This window comes from Streptomyces sp. ATexAB-D23, assembly GCF_000373645.1.
GTDB lineage: Bacteria > Actinomycetota > Actinomycetes > Streptomycetales > Streptomycetaceae > Streptomyces > Streptomyces castrisilvae.
On the sequence record NZ_KB892015.1, the window covers coordinates 87,861 to 104,000 of the forward strand.

General features: G+C 71.4%; 16 protein-coding genes. 8 read left to right on the forward strand and 8 right to left on the reverse strand.

Translation table 11 applies throughout. From position 1 onward, the window contains the following. The first annotated feature begins 239 nt into the window (after positions 1 to 239). The 3 genes from B082_RS36215 (at position 240) to B082_RS0116420 (ending at position 4,371) form a co-directional block, all read left to right on the forward strand. The gene (locus B082_RS36215; protein ID WP_018552901.1) at positions 240 to 1,943 is read left to right on the forward strand and encodes a ricin-type beta-trefoil lectin domain protein; all 1,704 of its coding nucleotides are present in this window, start codon (positions 240 to 242) and stop codon (positions 1,941 to 1,943) included. A gap of 435 nt (positions 1,944 to 2,378) precedes the next feature. Next, a complete protein-coding gene (locus B082_RS0116415; RefSeq protein WP_018552902.1) occupies positions 2,379 to 3,209 on the forward strand; it encodes a helix-turn-helix transcriptional regulator in 831 nt (276 codons plus the stop codon). 112 nt (positions 3,210 to 3,321) lie between these two features. Beyond that, the gene (locus B082_RS0116420; RefSeq protein ID WP_018552903.1) at positions 3,322 to 4,371 is read left to right on the forward strand and encodes a hypothetical protein; all 1,050 of its coding nucleotides are present in this window, start codon (positions 3,322 to 3,324) and stop codon (positions 4,369 to 4,371) included. Between the two features lie 39 nt (positions 4,372 to 4,410). Here B082_RS0116420 and B082_RS0116425 read toward each other — a convergent pair whose 3' ends face one another. Then, the gene (locus B082_RS0116425) at positions 4,411 to 4,698 is read right to left on the reverse strand and encodes a DUF2087 domain-containing protein (RefSeq protein WP_018552904.1); all 288 of its coding nucleotides are present in this window, start codon (positions 4,696 to 4,698) and stop codon (positions 4,411 to 4,413) included. A 118-nt stretch (positions 4,699 to 4,816) separates the two neighbouring features. Here B082_RS0116425 and B082_RS0116430 point away from each other — a divergent pair, with 118 nt between their 5' ends. After that, positions 4,817 to 5,257 carry a GNAT family N-acetyltransferase gene (locus B082_RS0116430; protein ID WP_018552905.1) on the forward strand — a complete coding sequence of 147 codons (441 nt, stop codon included), beginning with the start codon at positions 4,817 to 4,819 and terminating at the stop codon, positions 5,255 to 5,257. An 88-nt stretch (positions 5,258 to 5,345) separates the two neighbouring features. On the opposite strand, the gene B082_RS0116435 is transcribed toward B082_RS0116430, so the two are convergent. Then, positions 5,346 to 6,485 carry a S1 family peptidase gene (locus B082_RS0116435; RefSeq protein ID WP_026249864.1) on the reverse strand — a complete coding sequence of 380 codons (1,140 nt, stop codon included), beginning with the start codon at positions 6,483 to 6,485 and terminating at the stop codon, positions 5,346 to 5,348. A gap of 291 nt (positions 6,486 to 6,776) precedes the next feature. On the opposite strand from B082_RS0116435, the gene B082_RS0116440 reads away from it, so the two are divergent. Then, entirely contained in the window at positions 6,777 to 7,811 is a 1,035-nt protein-coding gene (locus B082_RS0116440; RefSeq protein ID WP_051094630.1) for an SCO7460 family lipoprotein, read from the forward strand. 26 nt (positions 7,812 to 7,837) lie between these two features. On the opposite strand, the gene B082_RS0116445 is transcribed toward B082_RS0116440, so the two are convergent. The 5 genes from B082_RS0116445 to B082_RS0116465 all read right to left on the reverse strand — a co-directional run bounded on the left by B082_RS0116445 (position 7,838) and on the right by B082_RS0116465 (position 12,378). Then, a complete protein-coding gene (locus tag B082_RS0116445; RefSeq protein WP_199783806.1) occupies positions 7,838 to 9,349 on the reverse strand; it encodes a carboxylesterase/lipase family protein in 1,512 nt (503 codons plus the stop codon). Between the two features lie 138 nt (positions 9,350 to 9,487). Next, the gene (locus B082_RS0116450; RefSeq protein ID WP_026249866.1) at positions 9,488 to 9,757 is read right to left on the reverse strand and encodes a hypothetical protein; all 270 of its coding nucleotides are present in this window, start codon (positions 9,755 to 9,757) and stop codon (positions 9,488 to 9,490) included. Positions 9,758 to 9,792: 35 nt separating this feature from the next. Beyond that, on the reverse strand, positions 9,793 to 10,254 hold the full coding sequence (locus B082_RS0116455; protein ID WP_018552910.1) for a MarR family winged helix-turn-helix transcriptional regulator: 462 nt from the start codon (positions 10,252 to 10,254) through the stop codon (positions 9,793 to 9,795). Positions 10,255 to 10,307: 53 nt separating this feature from the next. Then, a complete protein-coding gene (locus B082_RS0116460) occupies positions 10,308 to 10,859 on the reverse strand; it encodes a glycoside hydrolase family 25 protein (RefSeq protein ID WP_018552911.1) in 552 nt (183 codons plus the stop codon). A 142-nt stretch (positions 10,860 to 11,001) separates the two neighbouring features. Next, positions 11,002 to 12,378 (reverse strand): radical SAM protein, encoded by a 1,377-nt coding sequence (locus B082_RS0116465; protein WP_018552912.1) that lies wholly within the window; start codon positions 12,376 to 12,378, stop codon positions 11,002 to 11,004. A 222-nt stretch (positions 12,379 to 12,600) separates the two neighbouring features. On the opposite strand from B082_RS0116465, the gene B082_RS0116470 reads away from it, so the two are divergent. Beyond that, entirely contained in the window at positions 12,601 to 13,107 is a 507-nt protein-coding gene (locus B082_RS0116470; protein ID WP_018552913.1) for an SRPBCC family protein, read from the forward strand. Between the two features lie 15 nt (positions 13,108 to 13,122). On the opposite strand, the gene B082_RS0116475 is transcribed toward B082_RS0116470, so the two are convergent. After that, the gene (locus tag B082_RS0116475; RefSeq protein WP_018552914.1) at positions 13,123 to 13,959 is read right to left on the reverse strand and encodes a pentapeptide repeat-containing protein; all 837 of its coding nucleotides are present in this window, start codon (positions 13,957 to 13,959) and stop codon (positions 13,123 to 13,125) included. 176 nt (positions 13,960 to 14,135) lie between these two features. Here B082_RS0116475 and B082_RS0116480 point away from each other — a divergent pair, with 176 nt between their 5' ends. Together B082_RS0116480 and B082_RS0116485 are read left to right on the forward strand one after the other, a co-directional pair. Beyond that, entirely contained in the window at positions 14,136 to 15,512 is a 1,377-nt protein-coding gene (locus B082_RS0116480) for an FAD-binding oxidoreductase (RefSeq protein ID WP_018552915.1), read from the forward strand. Positions 15,513 to 15,574: 62 nt separating this feature from the next. Continuing rightward, positions 15,575 to 16,081: a hypothetical protein gene (locus tag B082_RS0116485; protein ID WP_018552916.1), complete on the forward strand. Its 507-nt coding sequence runs from the start codon at positions 15,575 to 15,577 to the stop codon at positions 16,079 to 16,081. Positions 16,082 to 16,140 lie beyond the last annotated feature (59 nt).

Sequence of the window (16,140 nt, forward strand, 5' to 3'; positions counted from 1 at the left end):
CCACAGGACCGTCCGCCGGTGAACCGCTTGGGCGGCCTGGGACACCTGCTCCCGCATCGAACAGCCTTCCTGCTTGAAGTTGCATGCAGTTGCATCCATTTGAGCAACTATTGACACGATCGGGCTCATGTACTGCACTGAGCGAGCACACTTGTCATGTTCACCTTCACTGACTGGAGTTGCGGTTCATGTCGGAGAGAACACACCGGTCCCACGGATGGCGCACGGCCCTCACAGCCGTGGCCGCCGCAGTCGCGCTCTCGGGAGCCCTGGCCGTACCCGGCGCCCAGGCCTCCCCCACAGCCACCAGCCCGAACGGCAACGCCCTGGCGCTCACCCCGCCGATGGGCTTCAACAACTGGGCGCGGTACGGCTGCGACACCGACTCCCCGAACACCGGGGACCAAGGGCCGAGCCAACAACTCATCCTTGAGCAGGCCCAGGCCCTGGTGGACACGGGGCTGGCGGCCAAGGGCTACGACACCGTCACCATCGACGACTGCTGGACCACCACCGCTCGCGACTCCGAGGGGAATCTCGTCACCGATACCGAGAAGTTCCCGCGGGGCATGGCGTACATCGGCAGCCGGCTCCACGAGATGGGCCTGCGGTTCGGTATCTACAGCGACATCGGCACGGCGACCTGCGGCGGCTTTCCGGGCAGTTGGGGCCACTTCCAGCAGGACGTGGACCTCTTCGCCGCCTGGGGTGTGGACTACATCAAGCTCGACGGCTGCAACATGCCGTCCTCCGCCTCCGACGCCGACGGATACATCGACGCGTACGGCGACTTCGCGGCCGCGATGAGAGCGAACTCCTCGGGACGCGACATGGTGTTCTCCGAGTCGTCGCCCGCCTACTTCTCCATCGGCGCCACGGACCTCTCCGACTGGTACGACGTGATCGACGGTGCTTCGACGACCGGGCAGCTCTGGCGCGAGGGCTACGACGTCAAGATGCGCAACGGCGGCGGATCCGCCTGGGACAAGAACAGCAACGGCGCCGGAGTCATGACCCAGTACGGCTACAACTCGCTCCTGTCGCGCTACGCGGCCCCCGGCAGCTGGAACGACCCCGACTTCCTCATCACCGGTGACGGGCTGACAGCCGAGGAGTCCCGCTCCCAGTTCGCTCTCTGGGCCATGATGGCCTCGCCCCTCATCCTCAGCACGGACGTCGCCTCGCTGAGCACCGACTCGCTCGCCGCCCTCGGCAACACCGACCTCATCGCCATCGACCAGGACCCGCTCGGCAGGCAGGCGGGTGTCGTCTCCCGGGACGGCACCGTCGACGTACTCGCCCGGCCCCTGGCCAACGGCGACCGCGCGGTATCGCTCCTCAACCGCGGCACCACGGCCGTGCCCGCGAACACCACCCTGTCCGCGGTCGGCTTCCTCGGCGGCGAGGACTGCTCCGCATCGGTCAAGGACCTCTGGACCGGGGCCACCACGACCACGTCCACGATCGGGGCCACCCTGCCCCCGCACGGCACGGCCGTCTTCCGGGTCACCCCGGGCGCGGGCTGCACCGGTCAGCAGCCGACCGGGCAGATCACCGGCATCGGCGACAAGTGCGCCGACGACAGCGGCTCGGGCACGGCGGCGGGCAACCCGGTCATCCTCTTCCACTGCACCGCGGGGGCCAATCAGCGCTGGACTCTGCCGAGCGACGGCACCATCCGCGCGCTGGGCCGGTGCCTGGACGCCGTCCACCGGAGCGACAGCGCGTACACCGGCTACCGGGCCGTCCTCAACCCCTGTGACGGCAGCTCCACCCAGAAGTGGTCGTACGAGCGCAACGGCTTCCTGAAGAACACCGGGCTGCCCGGTCGCTGCCTGGACGCGTACGCCTCCGTGACCACCGACGGCAACCCGCTGGTCGTCGACACCTGCGCCAACTCCCGGCCCAACCAGCAGAACCAGATCTGGGCCCTGGCCGAGTAGCGCGGGCAGGAGGGGAGGGGGTCGGGGAGGCATGAAGAAGGTGCGGTCGGCAGGGGGGCTGCCGACCGCACCGAGATCCGCCCCGCCTCGGTCCGGGAGATCGAGGTGGGTGACGGAAAGAGCCAGATCAGCGGACCATCCTGCGAAGGATGCCCCTCGGAGGGACGAAATACGGTCTGCTGGTCAAGCCCTTCCCGCCACCGTTCTGAACGGGCACGGAATTCCGGCTGCAAGCACTGCCAGGAGAGGACAGCAGGAAGTCCGCACGTCAGGCACGGGCCGGCAGTTTCGAGGGGCCGCAGGCCAGTGCCTCACGCCGTCCAGCATGGAAGGTAAACAGACCGTTTTCTACGTCCAGTTTTTAGCGCTAAGCCACGTCGCGCCAATTAGGCTCACGCCCGCGCAACGTGGCCCTAACGCGGGGGATTTGATCGCATGACCAGCACCGACAAGGCAGCACTGCGGACTCTTCTGAGAGTCCGTCGTGCACTGATCGACCCCACAGGGCACGGTTTTCACCGTTCGTCCGGCCAGGGGCGCCGTGCGCCCGGCCTCTCGCAGCACCAGGTCGACCAGCTCCTGCACCGGACACCCGGTACGTACCGGCGCCTCGAATCCGGAGCGTGGCCGAGGCCCGACACCGGCTTCCTCCGTGATGTCGCGATGCTCTTCGCCCTCAACGAGCAGGAGTGGGTGTCGCTGTGCCGGTACGCCGGTATAGGCGACCCGCCCGGACCGCTCACCTCCCGCTCGGGCAAGGAGGTGCCCGGTGTGTGGCAGGAGGCCGTCGACGGGATGACCCATCCCGCGTACGTCACCGACGCCTCGTGGGAGCTCATCGCGCACAACAGGGAGTTCGCCCGGCTGTTTCCCGGCGGGCAGGTCCCGGCGAACACGATGCGGTGGATGCTGCTGGAACCACAGGGGCGTTCGATGCTCATGGACTGGGACCGGGCCTGGGCCCCCCTCGTCGTGCCCCAGCTGCGGGCGGCGCTCGCCAGCCGGCCCGAGGACGAGGTGCTCCGCCGGATCGAGAAGGATGTCCTGGCCGACCCGCAGTGCGCGCCGATCTGGGACTCGGGCAGTGCGCACATCCATCCCGACGGCGACGAACGGCCCATTCGCCACGCCGTCGACGGACCGGGCTGGGTCACCATGTGCGCGGCACAGCCCATGGCCGCGCCCGGCGCGCGCCTGATCGTTCTCATCTTCCATCCCGGAGCGCGCCGCGCGCACTCCCGGATCCCGGTTCTGCGCGCCCCCTGACGTCTTCCCTCCCGGCTTCCGCGATGCTCTGATCAGGGCATCGCGGCCTCTCGTGGCTTAGGTTGTGCCCTACCCCCACAACGTCGCCGCAACGTGCCCGCCGGAGGATGTCGTGCCCGCCTACATAGCCCGCCCCACCACCGTGTTTCCCGCCCACAAGATCACCACCGGAGAGATCGCCGACGACATCGGCGCGCATCACCCCGGCCACCCCCGGCTCGCCGCGATCCTCCGGATCGTGGCCAACACCGGTGTCCGCAGCAGGTACTTCACCCGGCCGCTGGACGCGCCGACGGTGTCGGGGAACGCGGGGGTCGCGGAGCGGGGTACCACGGCCTTCGGCGACGCGGTGGACATGGCGGAGCGGGCGGCGCACGGCCTCCTCGGCGCGTACGGCCTCGGCCCCGGCGACGTGGACGCGATCATCACGACGCACTCGACCGGGTGGGCCGTGCCGAACATGGACATCCATCTCCTGGACCGTCTCGGACTGCGGCCCGGGGTCCGGCGGATCGCTCTGACATCGTTGGCATGCGCGGGTGGCGCCCAGGCGCTGATCCGGGCGGTCGACATGGTGACCGCGAGACCCGGCTCGACGGTCCTCGTCGTCGCGGCGGAAGTCATCTCCGCCGTCTACAGCCACGAGGACGACGCCGTCGAGCACATGATCTACAAGGCGCTGTTCGGGGACAGCGCCGCCGCCGTTCTCGTCACCAGCGAGCCTCTGGGCCCCGGCTTCCGTGTCGACTCCCCGGCCGACACCTACGAGCACGTCCTGCCGCAGAGCCTGACGCGCTACGCCGGCCGCGTCGATCACACCGGTTTCCACTTCGACAGCACCAAGGAAGCGCTGAGCGCGGCCGACGACGTCCTGCCCGATCTGCTGGCGTGGCTCGGCCCGTCCGTCGTCGGCTTCGGGGTCATCCACCCCGGCAGCGCCCGCATCATCAGCGACACCGCGTCGGCGCTCGGCCTCGACGCCCACGACACCCGTCACTCCACCGCCACCCTCCGCGACGAGGGCAATCTCGGCGCGGTCTCCGTACTGCGCATCCTCGAACGTACCCATGCCGAGCCCCCGCAGGACGGCGCCACCGGAGTCATGGTCGCGTACGGGCCGGGGTTCGCCACCGCTGCTCTGCGCGGCACCTGGACCGACTGAGCGTCCGGCCCCCAAGGACCGGAGCGGTGCGCGAAGGATTCAGGCCGCCGGGCGCGGCAGCCGCCGGTAACCGGAGCCGTCCTTGTCCCGGCCCAGCAGCCCGCCGATGACGAGGTAGCGGCGGAGCGCGGCGCAGTCGTCATGAACGGTGCGCAGAGCCTCGTTGACCTCGCGTTCCGTGTAGGTGCGCCCGGACTCGAAGAGCGTTTCCGTGAGGTGGACGAGGAGTTGTTCGCGGCGGGCCGTCTTGCGTGGGATCGCGGTGAGGCGGCCGTGGGAGAAGAGGGTGTGCACGCCGTGGCTGCTGCTGGTCTGCTGGTCCGACATGGTTCCGAGCCTGGCAGGGGGCCATGTCGGGGGCAACTTGTTTCCGTCGGCCGCGTGCGGGCCCGGACGGACGGCGGCTCGGGTTGACGGGTGGTCGCGGAGCCGGTTTGCTGACGCGATGACCGATCTTCGTATCGAACAGGTGGACGGCGACGCCGCCCTCCTGGACTGGCAGTTCGTCCACAACGCCATCATCCCGACGGCGCCGCTGACATTCGCGGAGGTGGGCGAGCGCGCGCGGCGCAACCGGCTGTGCGTCGCGTATCAGGATGGTGTCCTCGTGGGCTGTTCGACCGTGCGTCCGCCCATCGCGGACGCCTCGGTGGCGACCGTGATCGCGCGCATCCTGCCGGCCCATCGCGGGCTGGGCTTCGGCGGGCAGCTGTACACGCACGGTCTGACGCTCGCCCGGGGGCTCGGCGCCGAGGTGATCGAGACCTGCGTCCTGGAGTCGAACCCCGAGGGGCTGAGGTTCGCGCTGAGCCGGGGTTTCGTCGAGACGGAACGGTACGTACTGCCTGGTGACACCGTGCCGTTCATCGATCTCCGACTCGCCTGACGGCCCCCGGCGCGGCACGCACGAGCCCGGGGCCCGCCGTGATGTCCGGCAGGCCCCGGGACCGGTGCTGGTGCTGGTGCTGGTGCGGTCAGGCTGTGTGGAGCGTCAGCCCGTACCGGTTCAGGATCTCGTTGATCGGCTGGTGCCAGGTCTCGCCGCCCGAGGCGCAGTCTCCCCATCCGCCCGAGGTGACGCCCTGCGCCTGGTCACCGCTGATGAACGAGCCGCCCGAGTCTCCGGGTTCGGCGCAGACACTGGTCTTCGTCATCTCGTAGACGGCGCCCTGGCTGTAGTTGACCGTGTCGTTGGTGGCGAGCACGTTCCCGCAGTGCCAGTGCGAGGTGGAGCCGGAGCGGCAGATCGACGCGCCGATGGGGGCCACGTCGGAGCCCCGCACGAGCTGGTCGGAGACCGTTCCCCAGCCGAGGACCACGGGGACGGTCCACCAGCCGTTGCCGACGCTGACCCACGCGTAGTCGTCGCCGGGGAAGGAGGAGCCCTGGAAGCTGCCTATCGCCGAGCCGTCCCAGCCGCTGACTCCGGCGCCGGCCTGGCCGCAGTGGCCGGCCGTGACGAAGCCGCCGTACACGGAGAAGCCGATGGAGCATCGCACGTTGCCCGTGTAGTACGGGTCACCGCCCACGGTTCCCGCCGAGAACGTCCGAGGCGCCTCGGTGGTGTGCTCGACCGTGACCGGACCGGTCTTCTCGGCCCGCTCGATGAACTTCTGGACATCGTTGTCAGACTGCTTGGACGCGACGACGTCGATGACGACCTTGTTGACGCGCGGGTCGACGTGCCAGCTGCTGACGCCCGCCGGGGCGTCGAGCTTGTCGAGCTTCGCCTTCACCGAGTCGAGGCGCTGCTCGGTGTGGGTCACCAGCCGGACCGCGGCGCCCGTCGCCCGCACCGCCGCCGCCTGCTTGTCGTTGGTGACGGCGACGGTGAGGTCACCCGTCGCGGGGTCGAACCAGGAGCCGCCGTACGAGGCCCCGGCCGCGTGGCGCGCCTTGGGCTGGAGTGCGGTGGCGGTCTTCTCGGCGGAGAGCCGCGCCCTGGCCTGGCCTTCCGTCAGGCCGAGGTCCCTCTGCATGGCGGTGAGCAGCCCGTCCGAGGCCGGCGCGGCGGCGCGGGACGGTGCGGCGGGGGTGTCCGCGGCGGAGGCCGACGGGAATCCGGCACCCGCCCAGGCTCCGGCGAGGAGCACGACGGACAGTGCGGTTCTCAAGGCTGTGGTGCGTCTCAAGGTTTTGGCCCTTCTGGTGTTCCGGCTGGGTGGGGGAGGAACAGCAGGCGTCCGAGGCGTCTCTTCTGAGAGCGCTCTCAGAGTGTGCCGTTCGGGACTGTAGCCGAATACATGTGAGCAGGTCCATGCCAATGACATGAGTGGCCGTACGGTCCGCCCGATGAGTAGGCGTACTCATCCCCCACGCGCCCGGCGGTCCTACTGTCACATCGGACACACGGGCAGGTCCGGGCGCAGAGGCGTACCGGGATACGGAGCGGGGGCGGGGCGGGCATGGGCAGATCGTCGAGAACGCGCAAGGCCGGAGCGGGAGTTGCCGGCGCGCTGGCGTGCGCGCTCGCACTGGCGCTCACGGGGTGCGGGGTGGTGAGCACGAAGGAGGACCGCAAGTTCGCCGCGAAGCTGGCCGAGACCTACTACCCGGGCGTTCTCAAGGTGATCGAGGCCCACAAGCTGTTCCCGCAGGCGAGTGGTTCGGAGATCACCTTCGCGATGACCGACGACCCCGACGCCGTGGTCCGCATGAGGGTGGACGCCGACGCGGGCACGTGCAACACCCACGCGTGCCGGGGTGTCATGGACGACGCGGTGGAGCGCGGGCGGCGGGAAGCGGCCGCGCTGCGGGTGCTCGTGGGCACGTTCCGGCGCTGCGGCCACGAGGTGATCGCGATCGAACCGCAGACCGGTGCTCCGTGGATCGTCGCCTCCCCGGCCAATGCCACGGTGACCGCCCTGCTGGAGGACATCGGCTCGTGCGTACGGCAGTGGAAGGAGGAGGCGGGCAGCGGAAAGGAGGGGACCGAGGTGAAGGGCGCCGCGGTGAACCTGGCCTCGCCGTCCGTCGCCGAGGGCCGGCCCAGGGGAAAGAAGTCGCAGCCGACGGCGATGCGGCTGGGCTCGACCTCCCTGCTGGCGGCCCTGACCTCGCACAACTACTACTCGGTGGGCTACGCGGCAACGGACGGACGCATCGACCCCGCTTCCGGCAGCGCCCGGATCGTCCGGCCGTTCGAGGCGCGGCAGAAGTTCGCCGCGGCCGTGCACGACGCCGTGGGGAACCGGCTCCGGGCGACGTACCCGCGCGTGCAGGTCAGCGACTACGACTGGGTGTGGCGCCTGGAGCCCGGGACCGTCGACCGGGTCACCGGTTACGTGCTCTACTGCGAGGAGCCGGACGGGGACAAGTCGTGCCTGGGTGATCAGGCCGTGCTGGTGACCACGGATCTGCACGGCGAGCCGCTGGGCGAGCTGCGACACGTCGGCAAGGTGCGCGAGGGCCGGGGACCTCTGCGACTGCCCCCGATGTGACCCCCCTGCGCCGCCGTCTCCCCGCGTCAGGTGAGGGCGGGACGGTAGGTGTACGTGCCCCACAGCGCGCGGACCGACGCGCTGTCGCGCCAGTGGCCCGGCGCCGCCGACTCGTCCGGCGCGCCCCACACCCGGACATGGCCGTCGCCCGGTTCCCAGCCCGGATCGCCGGTGGCCGCAAAACCCGACCAGGCCGCGGTCATCAGCTCCGCGAGGCGGCGGTCCCCGGGCGTCGGCGCGCCGCCGATGAGGAAGTGAACGCTCTCCTCTTCCACGTTCCCGAAGGCGAAGGGCACGTCCGCGCAGTGCCAGGCGCGCACCCTCGACCGCCCTTCCCCGCGCCGCCGGTCGAACCGGGACAGGAACGCCCGGCCGCCCGCGCGGGCGTGCGCGTCGGCGAGCCGGTTGCTGTACTCGCCGTACATCAGGTCCCCGTAGACCGCGAGGTGGAGTTCGTACGCGTGGGCTCCGGGCATGAGCGCGCGGTATCCCTCCATCAGCGGGCCGGGGAGGCCGAAGTCGGATGCGAAGCGCCGGAGCCGCTCGTCCGTGGAGACGTCGGCGCTGCTGCCGACGGCGTCCATCAGCCAGTACTCCTCGGTGGTGTGGCAGACGAGCAGGTCGATGTCCCGGGCGGTCCCCCCGGCGATCAGGGCCAGCGGGTCGTCGCGCAGCAGGTGCCCGTCGGCGACCGGCCCGTAGATCACCGGGTCCCAGTGCAGTTGGCCGGAGTCCGGATCCTTCCGGTACGCCTCGGTGACCGCGTCGGACGCCCTGACCAGCGCCTGCGGGGACGCTTCGGCCAGTGCGGCGCCGGTCGCCGGGACGCCCGCCTCGGCGGCCACTCGTGCGGTGACGCGCCGGGCGAGCTCAGGGGCGAAGCAGGGGCCGACCGCGCTGTGCGCGATGACGCGGCGAAAGAGGCCCCGGGCGCCGTCCATCGCCATCAGGCAGACCGCGGACGTGGCGCCGGCCGACTGTCCTGCCAGGGTGACGTTGTCCGGTGCCCCGCCGAACGCGGCGATGTTGTCGCGGACCCATTCCAGTGCGGCGATCTGGTCGAGCAGTCCCCGGTTGGGCGGGCAGGCGTCCGTGCCGTCGGCGGGCACGTGGCCGAAGCCCTCGAAGCCGAGGCGGTAGTTCAGGGTGACGACGACCAGTCCGGTGCGGGCGAGCGCCGTGCCGTCGTAGTCGGGCTGTGCGCCGGAGCCGAAGGTGTAGGCGCCCCCGGGGATCCAGACCAGCACCGGCAGCGGGCCGGGCGCGCCCGCCGGAGCCCAGACGTTGAGGCTCAGCACGTCCTCGTCGCCGGGAGCCCAGGACGGGGCGCCCGGCAGCTCTGCCGACTGCGGCGGGACGGGACCGAAGACGGTACAGTCACGGACGCCTTCCCAGGGCGCGCGGGGGCGCGGCGCCCGGAAACGGTTCGCGCCGAACGGGGGCTCGGCGTACGGGATTCCGAGGACGGCGACGACTCCCCGCGCCGGGGTCCGTCCGCGTACCCGCCCGCACGCCGTCTCGTACACACTGCTCGTCAATGCTTCGCCGCTGCCCTTCACTGTTCGCCCCCGGGCGGAGGCGGTGCTCAGGATCACGTACCGACCGGCCCCGGCGCGAACCGATTGAGCGGGGGCGATGAGGGTGAGGCCGCGTGCGGGCGGTGTACAGGTGCGGTGTCAGCCCGCCTGGCCGATGGCGCTGCGGAGCATGGCCACCGTGGTCGCCGCCGCGGCCCGTTCCGCCTCGTCGCCGGTGGCCCGTACCCGTTCCTCCAGCAGCACCACCGCCGCCTGGAGCACCCCGACGCGCACCGGAACGCTGCGCATGGCCGTCAGCACGGCTGCCGCCTGTTCGGCCGGCGAGGCGGTCGCGGCCTGCGGGATGAGGGTGGAGATGCCGCGCCCGAGCGCACGGTCACGAGGCGGCTGGGCCGCGGGTGTGGTCACCACAGAAGTCTGCCGCACGCGGCGCGCCGAATCGGTCAGCGACCTGGCCGCGCCCCCGCGGTGTCCGGCGCCCCGTCGTGCACGCGGCGCAACAGGGCCGTCAGCCGGGCCCGTTCACGGGCGTTCAGCGGGGCCAGAACCTCTTCCTGCACCGACAGCGCGTCCGCCTTCAGGCTTTCGAGCAGGGCGCGGCCCTCGGGGGTGACGGTGACCGTGACCCGCCGCCGGTCGGCGGCGTCGCGGGCCCGCTCGACCAGACCCGCCGCACCGAGCCCGTCCACGATCTTCACGACGTCGCTGCGGTCGATCGAGAGCCGTGCGGCCAGCTCCCGCTGCACATGGGGGCCGAAGTCCGTCAGTGCGGCGAGCACCGCCATGTGCCAGAGCCGCAGCCCGCGTTCGGCCAGCCGGTCGGCGAGCCGGCCGCGCGCTGCCTTGCCCGTCTTCGTCATGAGGTAGGTCGTGAGTCCCAGGAGGCTGGGCGGGGTCTCGTTCACCGGACATATCGTAGGGCCGCACCCATGATGGGTGTGCACCTACTCAGGACGGGTCAGTTGCGCGCCCAGGTGCGCATGGCGGAGCGCGAGGAGAAGTTCGCGACGTCCTTGTCGAGCGGGTGGTCGGTGTACTGGTGAATGCGCCAGGACGCCTTGATGCGCGGCTTTCCCGCGGTCACGTAGTCGGCGATCCAGAGCCCGTCGCCCGCGTAGGACGTGGTGTCGTGATTCAGCCAGAAGTAGCGGTTGCAGTAGAGCAGGACGCGGTGGTGCGGCCGCAGGCGTTTGACCTCGCGGATGAAGCGGTCCTTCTCGGCGTTGCTCGCGTGGGTGCCCTCGCCGTTCTGCTCCCAGTCCACGGCGAGCAGATCGCCCGCCTTCTCGGGCGCCTTGCTCACGAAGTACTCGGCCTGGGCCGCGATGTTCCCGGGCCACAGGAAGTGGTAGAAGCCGACGACACAGTCGGCGTCGCGGGCCCGTTTCGTCTGGTCGGTCAGACGTGGATTGACGTAGGAGCGGCCCTCGGTGGCTTTGATGAAGACGAAGTCGAGTCCGTCCGCGTCGAAGGAGGACTGATGGGCGCTGACATCGACACCGTGCAGCATGGGGCACCGCCTTTACAAATGACTAGCACTGTTCCGGTTACCTTCCCCCCGCATCCGCTCCTCACCCCCGCGATGGCCTCACCGGAAGCGTGAATGCGCATGTGTGCCGGGGCGCGCGCTCCGGCACACATGCGCGGGCCGCTCACTTCTCGGCGCTGTCCCCGGCCTCGGGCGCGGCCGGGAGGCTGTCCATGAAGGAGCTGACGGAGAACACGGCCTGCCCCGGTCCGGGCGGGCCGTAGCCGGGGGGCGAGCTGAGCCCGTACTCCTCCATCGTCGCGCGGTAGGCCTCCAGGAGCCGGATGTGGTACTCCAGCGGCGCACCGTCCGGGTTGGTCCTGCCGAGCGGCGTCGTCGGCTCGGGGCACCAGGTGGTGAAGCGCGGAGTGATGCCGTGCGACATGAAGAAGCGCAGACCCTCGGTGGTGGAGTCGATGGCCTCCCTCACCGTGGTGAAGCCGAACGGCTCGGCCATCTCCACTCCCGCGACGAAGTTGGGGATGACGTTGCGGGCGCCGAAGACGTCGGCGGAGTCCAGGATGCGGCGGTGCCACTCGTCACGGCCGACGTAGCGCTCCTTGCCGGGGCAGTACAGCTCGAACAACCGGCGGTCCCACACCTCGTAGTTGGGGTGGTAGATCTGCACCCCGTAGTCGTGGAAGCGCTGGACGTCGGCCTTGGGCAGGGCCTGGGCGACGACCTTGCCGATCCAGCGGCCCGGGAAACGCTCCTCGATGGACTTGGCGTACTGGCCGTAGAAGTCCGCCTCGTCACGGCCGCCGATGTGCGAGGTGATGGCGCCGCCGGTGAGGGTGTACGCGGTGGAGGTCTTCGCCGTGTCGTACCGGTCGATGACGGCGAGCGCCTCCAGGACCTCCTCGACGGGCTTCACCCCGGTGTACGGCCGGCCGGCCGCCTTGTGCTGGCGCCAGTTGTGGTTGATGTCGCAGTACTGGCACTCCTCCTTCGCGCCGAAGTACTGGCAGACGCGGAAGACGGTGAGGTAGACGAGGTAGCCCCACTGGATGGTCGGGGCGACCTCCATCACGGACTTGCCGTTGGCGAGGGTGTGCCGGTAGTAGTCCGGCATGGGCGGCAGGCCCACGTCGGAGATCCGCCTGCCGTCGAGGTAGAGCCCGAGCACGCCGTCGTCGTCCGCCGCGACCCGGTAGGGGGACGCCGGGTTGACCCGCACCGAGACTACGGTGCGCCGCAGTTCGTACGGGCCTCCGGTGAGCACGATCTCCTCCGGGGGCCGGCGCAGCGCGGCCGCGCCCAGCTCGGGCAGCGTGCCGTGGTCGAAGGAGAAGATGAAGTAGGACTTCGGCTTGACGTCGCCGTCCTCGTTGTCGCTGAGCGCGGATTCGTCGAAGGCGAGGCCGCCGCGCAGCAGGTCCTCCTTGATGACGGCTTCCCGCGGCACGTGCGGGAACTGCTCCATCAGCCGCTCGATCAGGCGGGTACGGCCGGTGTCGGTGCCGCCGGGCTCGGTGCGGCTGGGATCGGTACGGCTCGGCATGTGCGGGCTCCTCGGTCGGTCGTCGGCGGTGTTCCGGGTGCGACGTTCTGTGCAACGAACCACGGCCGCGGGGCGTTCTCGTTCCGGCTGCCGGATCCGTCACTCCCCGCCGCCGGATCCTATGTGACCGGTCAGTAAGGTGTGGGGGCGGGAGCCCGTCGGCCGTGCGGCCGGCCCGACGCCCGGTGGTGACCGCAGCCGGCCGCGGAACGGAAGTGCTCCATGCCCCGCACCATGACCGTGTCGGACAGCATCGTCGTGCTCGCCGATCCCGCCGACGTGTACGCCCGGCTGAGCGACCCGACGGCGATGGGCCGCTGGAGCCCGGAGAACCGGGGAGCGCGGGTGCGGGGTGAACGCCGGGACGCGTACGTCGGCATGGTCTTCGACGGCCGCAACAAGCGCGGCCCGGTGAGCTGGACGACGCGGTGCACGGTGACGGCGGCCGATCCGGGCCGCAGGTTCGCCTTCCGGGTCCATGCGATCGGTGCCCGGCGGCCGTTGCTGCGCGGGCCCATCGCCACGTGGGAGTACCGCTTCGAAGCCGTGGAGGGCGGCACCCGGGTCACGGAGACCTGGACCGACGACCGCAGGGCCTGGCCCGATGCCGTGGCCAACGCCTTCGACCGGCTGGCCACCAGGGGGCACACCTTCGCCGTGTTCCAGCGCCGCAACATCCGCACCACGCTCGAACGCCTCAAGGCGGCGTTGGAGACGCCGCAGCCCTGACGTGCTGGTGTCCCGTCACTTCGCCCAGTGCGCGGGACGTTCGAGCGACGGCGGGAGCCGGGTGGCGCCGCTCCCCCGGGCGGCGTTCAGCTGGGCCTGCGTCAGGAAGAGCGCACCGGTCAGGTCGGCGCCCGACAGGTCCGCGTCCCGGAAGTCCGCGCCGATGAGGTCGGCCAGGCGGAGGTCGGCGCCGCTGAGGTCCGCCGCGATGAGGTAAGCGCCGCGCAGATCGGCCCCTCGCAAGTCGGCGCCCTTGAGCCGGGCGCCGATGAGGTCGCCACCGCGGTGGTCGCGCTTCTTGCGGCCGGGCGCCGTGGCGCGTACGAGTTCACTGCCGCGCGCCAGCAGGGCGGCGACCTCGCCCCGGTGCGCCGCGACGTCGAGGTCCGCGAGGGCATCGGCTTCGAGGCGGGTGAGGCGTTCGGTCGCCTCCAGGATGCGCAGTATCTCGCCGTGCAGGGGGCGCGCCGGCGCCAGGGCGGCCGCCTCGGTGAGGTACCAGAGCAGTTCGTGGAGCTGCCGGACGACGGGGAAGACGTCGAACATCTGCCGCGCGGTCTCCGGGGCGCCGCGCCAGTCCCGCCCGCCGAAGGTCTCCTGCGACACCTTCTGGCCGGCCCCGAAGCAGTCGTACACGGTGCAGCCGGAAAAGCCCTCGGTGCGCAGCCGGGTGTGGATGCCGCAGCGGAAGTCGTCCCCGAGGTTGCGGCAGGGCGTACCGGCGGCCTTGTCGACGGGGAAGTCGGCCGACCGGGTCAGGGTCAGTGCGACGCAGCACAGGGCGAAGCAGTTCCCGCAGTCGGCGCGCAGGGCGGCGCGGCCGGCTCCGGCCGGGCGGTCGTGGTCGGGCACGGTACGTGGATCCTCCGGGGCGGGGACTTCGTGAGCGGCTCTGGGGCCTGTCCGGCCCTGGTCCGCCGGACAGGTCCAGAGCCTATCGGCCCCGCGTGCGGCCCCTGGTCCCGGAACGGGCGGCCCCCGCGCGATAATGGTGTGCAGTACATCCAATATGGGAGGTGGCCACTCTCGTGGCGAACGCACCAGTCGACAGCATTCCGGCCCAGCGGGTGCTGACGGATCCGGCGGGCCTGGGCCGTTACCAGCACGACGAGGCCGAGTGGGCTCCGTACGGGACTCCGCTGGCTGTGGTGCGGCCGCAGAGCACCGCCGAGGTCCGGGAGGTGGTGCGCCACTGCCTGGCCCACGGCATTCCCCTGGTGCCGCGCGGCGCGGGCACGGGTCTGTCCGGCGGTGCCAACGCCGTGGACGGGTCGATCGTGCTGTCCTTCGAGGACATGAACCGGATCGTCTCCATCGACCGCGCGGAGCGGCTGGCGGTCGTGCAGCCGGGTGTGGTCAATGACGACCTGCGGGCGGCGAGCGCGGAGCACGGTCTGTGGTACCCGCCGGATCCGGCCAGTTCGCCCTGGTCGACCATCGGCGGGAACGTGGCGACCAACGCCGGCGGGATGTGCTGCGTCAAGTACGGCGTGACCCGCGACTACGTGCTGGGCCTGGAGGTCGTCAACGGTCTCGGCGAGGTCGTGTCGCTGGGCCGCCGCACCGCGAAGGGGGTGGCGGGATACGACCTGGCCGGGCTGATGGTGGGGTCGGAGGGCACGCTCGGGGTCATCACGGAGATCACGGTGCGGCTGCGTCCGGCGCGGCTCCAGGAGCGGACGGTGGCCGGATACTTCTCCTCGGTGGTCGCGGCGGGTGAGGCCGTGAGCGCCGTGACGGCCTCCGGGGTCATCCCGTCCGCGCTGGAGCTGGTGGACCGGCACTGTCTCGCCGCGGTCGACGCCTGGAAGAAGATGGGGCTGTCCGCCGACGCCGACGTGGTGCTGCTCGGCCGGGTCGACACACCGGGCGCCGAGAGCGACGCCGAGGCCGAGCTGATCCGGGACTGCTTCGAACGGGCCGGGGCGACCTGGGCCGCCGTCTCCACGGACCAGCAGGAGGCGGACGCGCTGTTCCAGGCGCGGCGCCTGGCGTATCCGGCGCTGGAGCGGCTGGGTCCGGTCCTGACCGAGGACGTCTGTGTTCCGCGCACCGCGGTCCCGGAGATGCTGGCCCGGATCGAGCGGACGGCCGCCCGGCACGACATCCTGGTGGCCAACATCGCGCACGCGGGCGACGGCAACCTCCACCCCCTCATCATCACGCCTCCGGGCGACGAAGCGGCCCGGACCCGCGCCCAGTCGGCCTTCGAGGACATCCTGGACGACGCGATCGCGCTCGGCGGCACGGTCACGGGTGAGCACGGGGTGGGGCTGCTGAAGATGCGCGGCATGGACAAGGAGCTGGGCCCCGCGGTGCTCGGCATGCACCACGCGGTGAAGGCGGCGCTCGACCCGCACGGCATCCTCAACCCGGGCAAGGTGCTCGGAGCCGCCCGGCCCTGACCGCCGGTTGTCGGTGGGGCGGCGCACACTGGCACCAGGACGGTACGGCGGAGGGGATGCGGATGGGCGCCGAGGCGGACGGCGGCTTCGAACCGGCCACGGGGGACGGCCCGTCGGATCCGGGACCGGCGCGGGCCGCTTCGGTGCGGACCGCCTTCGACGGGCTGCTCCAGATCAGGCGCCTGGCCAATGCCGGCCACGCCGCGCCGGAGTCGGTCCCGGCGCCGTGGGAACTGCACCGGCCGGTGCGGGCCGTCGCCCTGGCGCTGGAGGCGGCGGGGCTGCCCGCCTCGGCCGTCGGCCCGTCGGGGCGGCGCACGGCGAAGGGGTACCGGGTGGCCGCCGGGTCCTCGCCGGGCACGGTGCGGGTGGAGTGGCCGGGGCCGCCCGGCAGTGGGGCCGCCTACGAGGAGGAGGGCGGGCTGACCCGGTGCGCGGCGGCGCTGCGGGAGTTGGGGTGGACGGCGCTGTTGTACCGGGGACCGCGCGGCCGCCGGTTCCTGGAGGTCGAGCCACCGGTGGGCGGGCGTCGGCCGGACGGCCGACAGACCCCCGTGCCGCGCCCCTGACAGGGGGTCACTGTCAGACCCATGGGGGATGCTTGTGGGTCCGACACCTCTGACCGGGA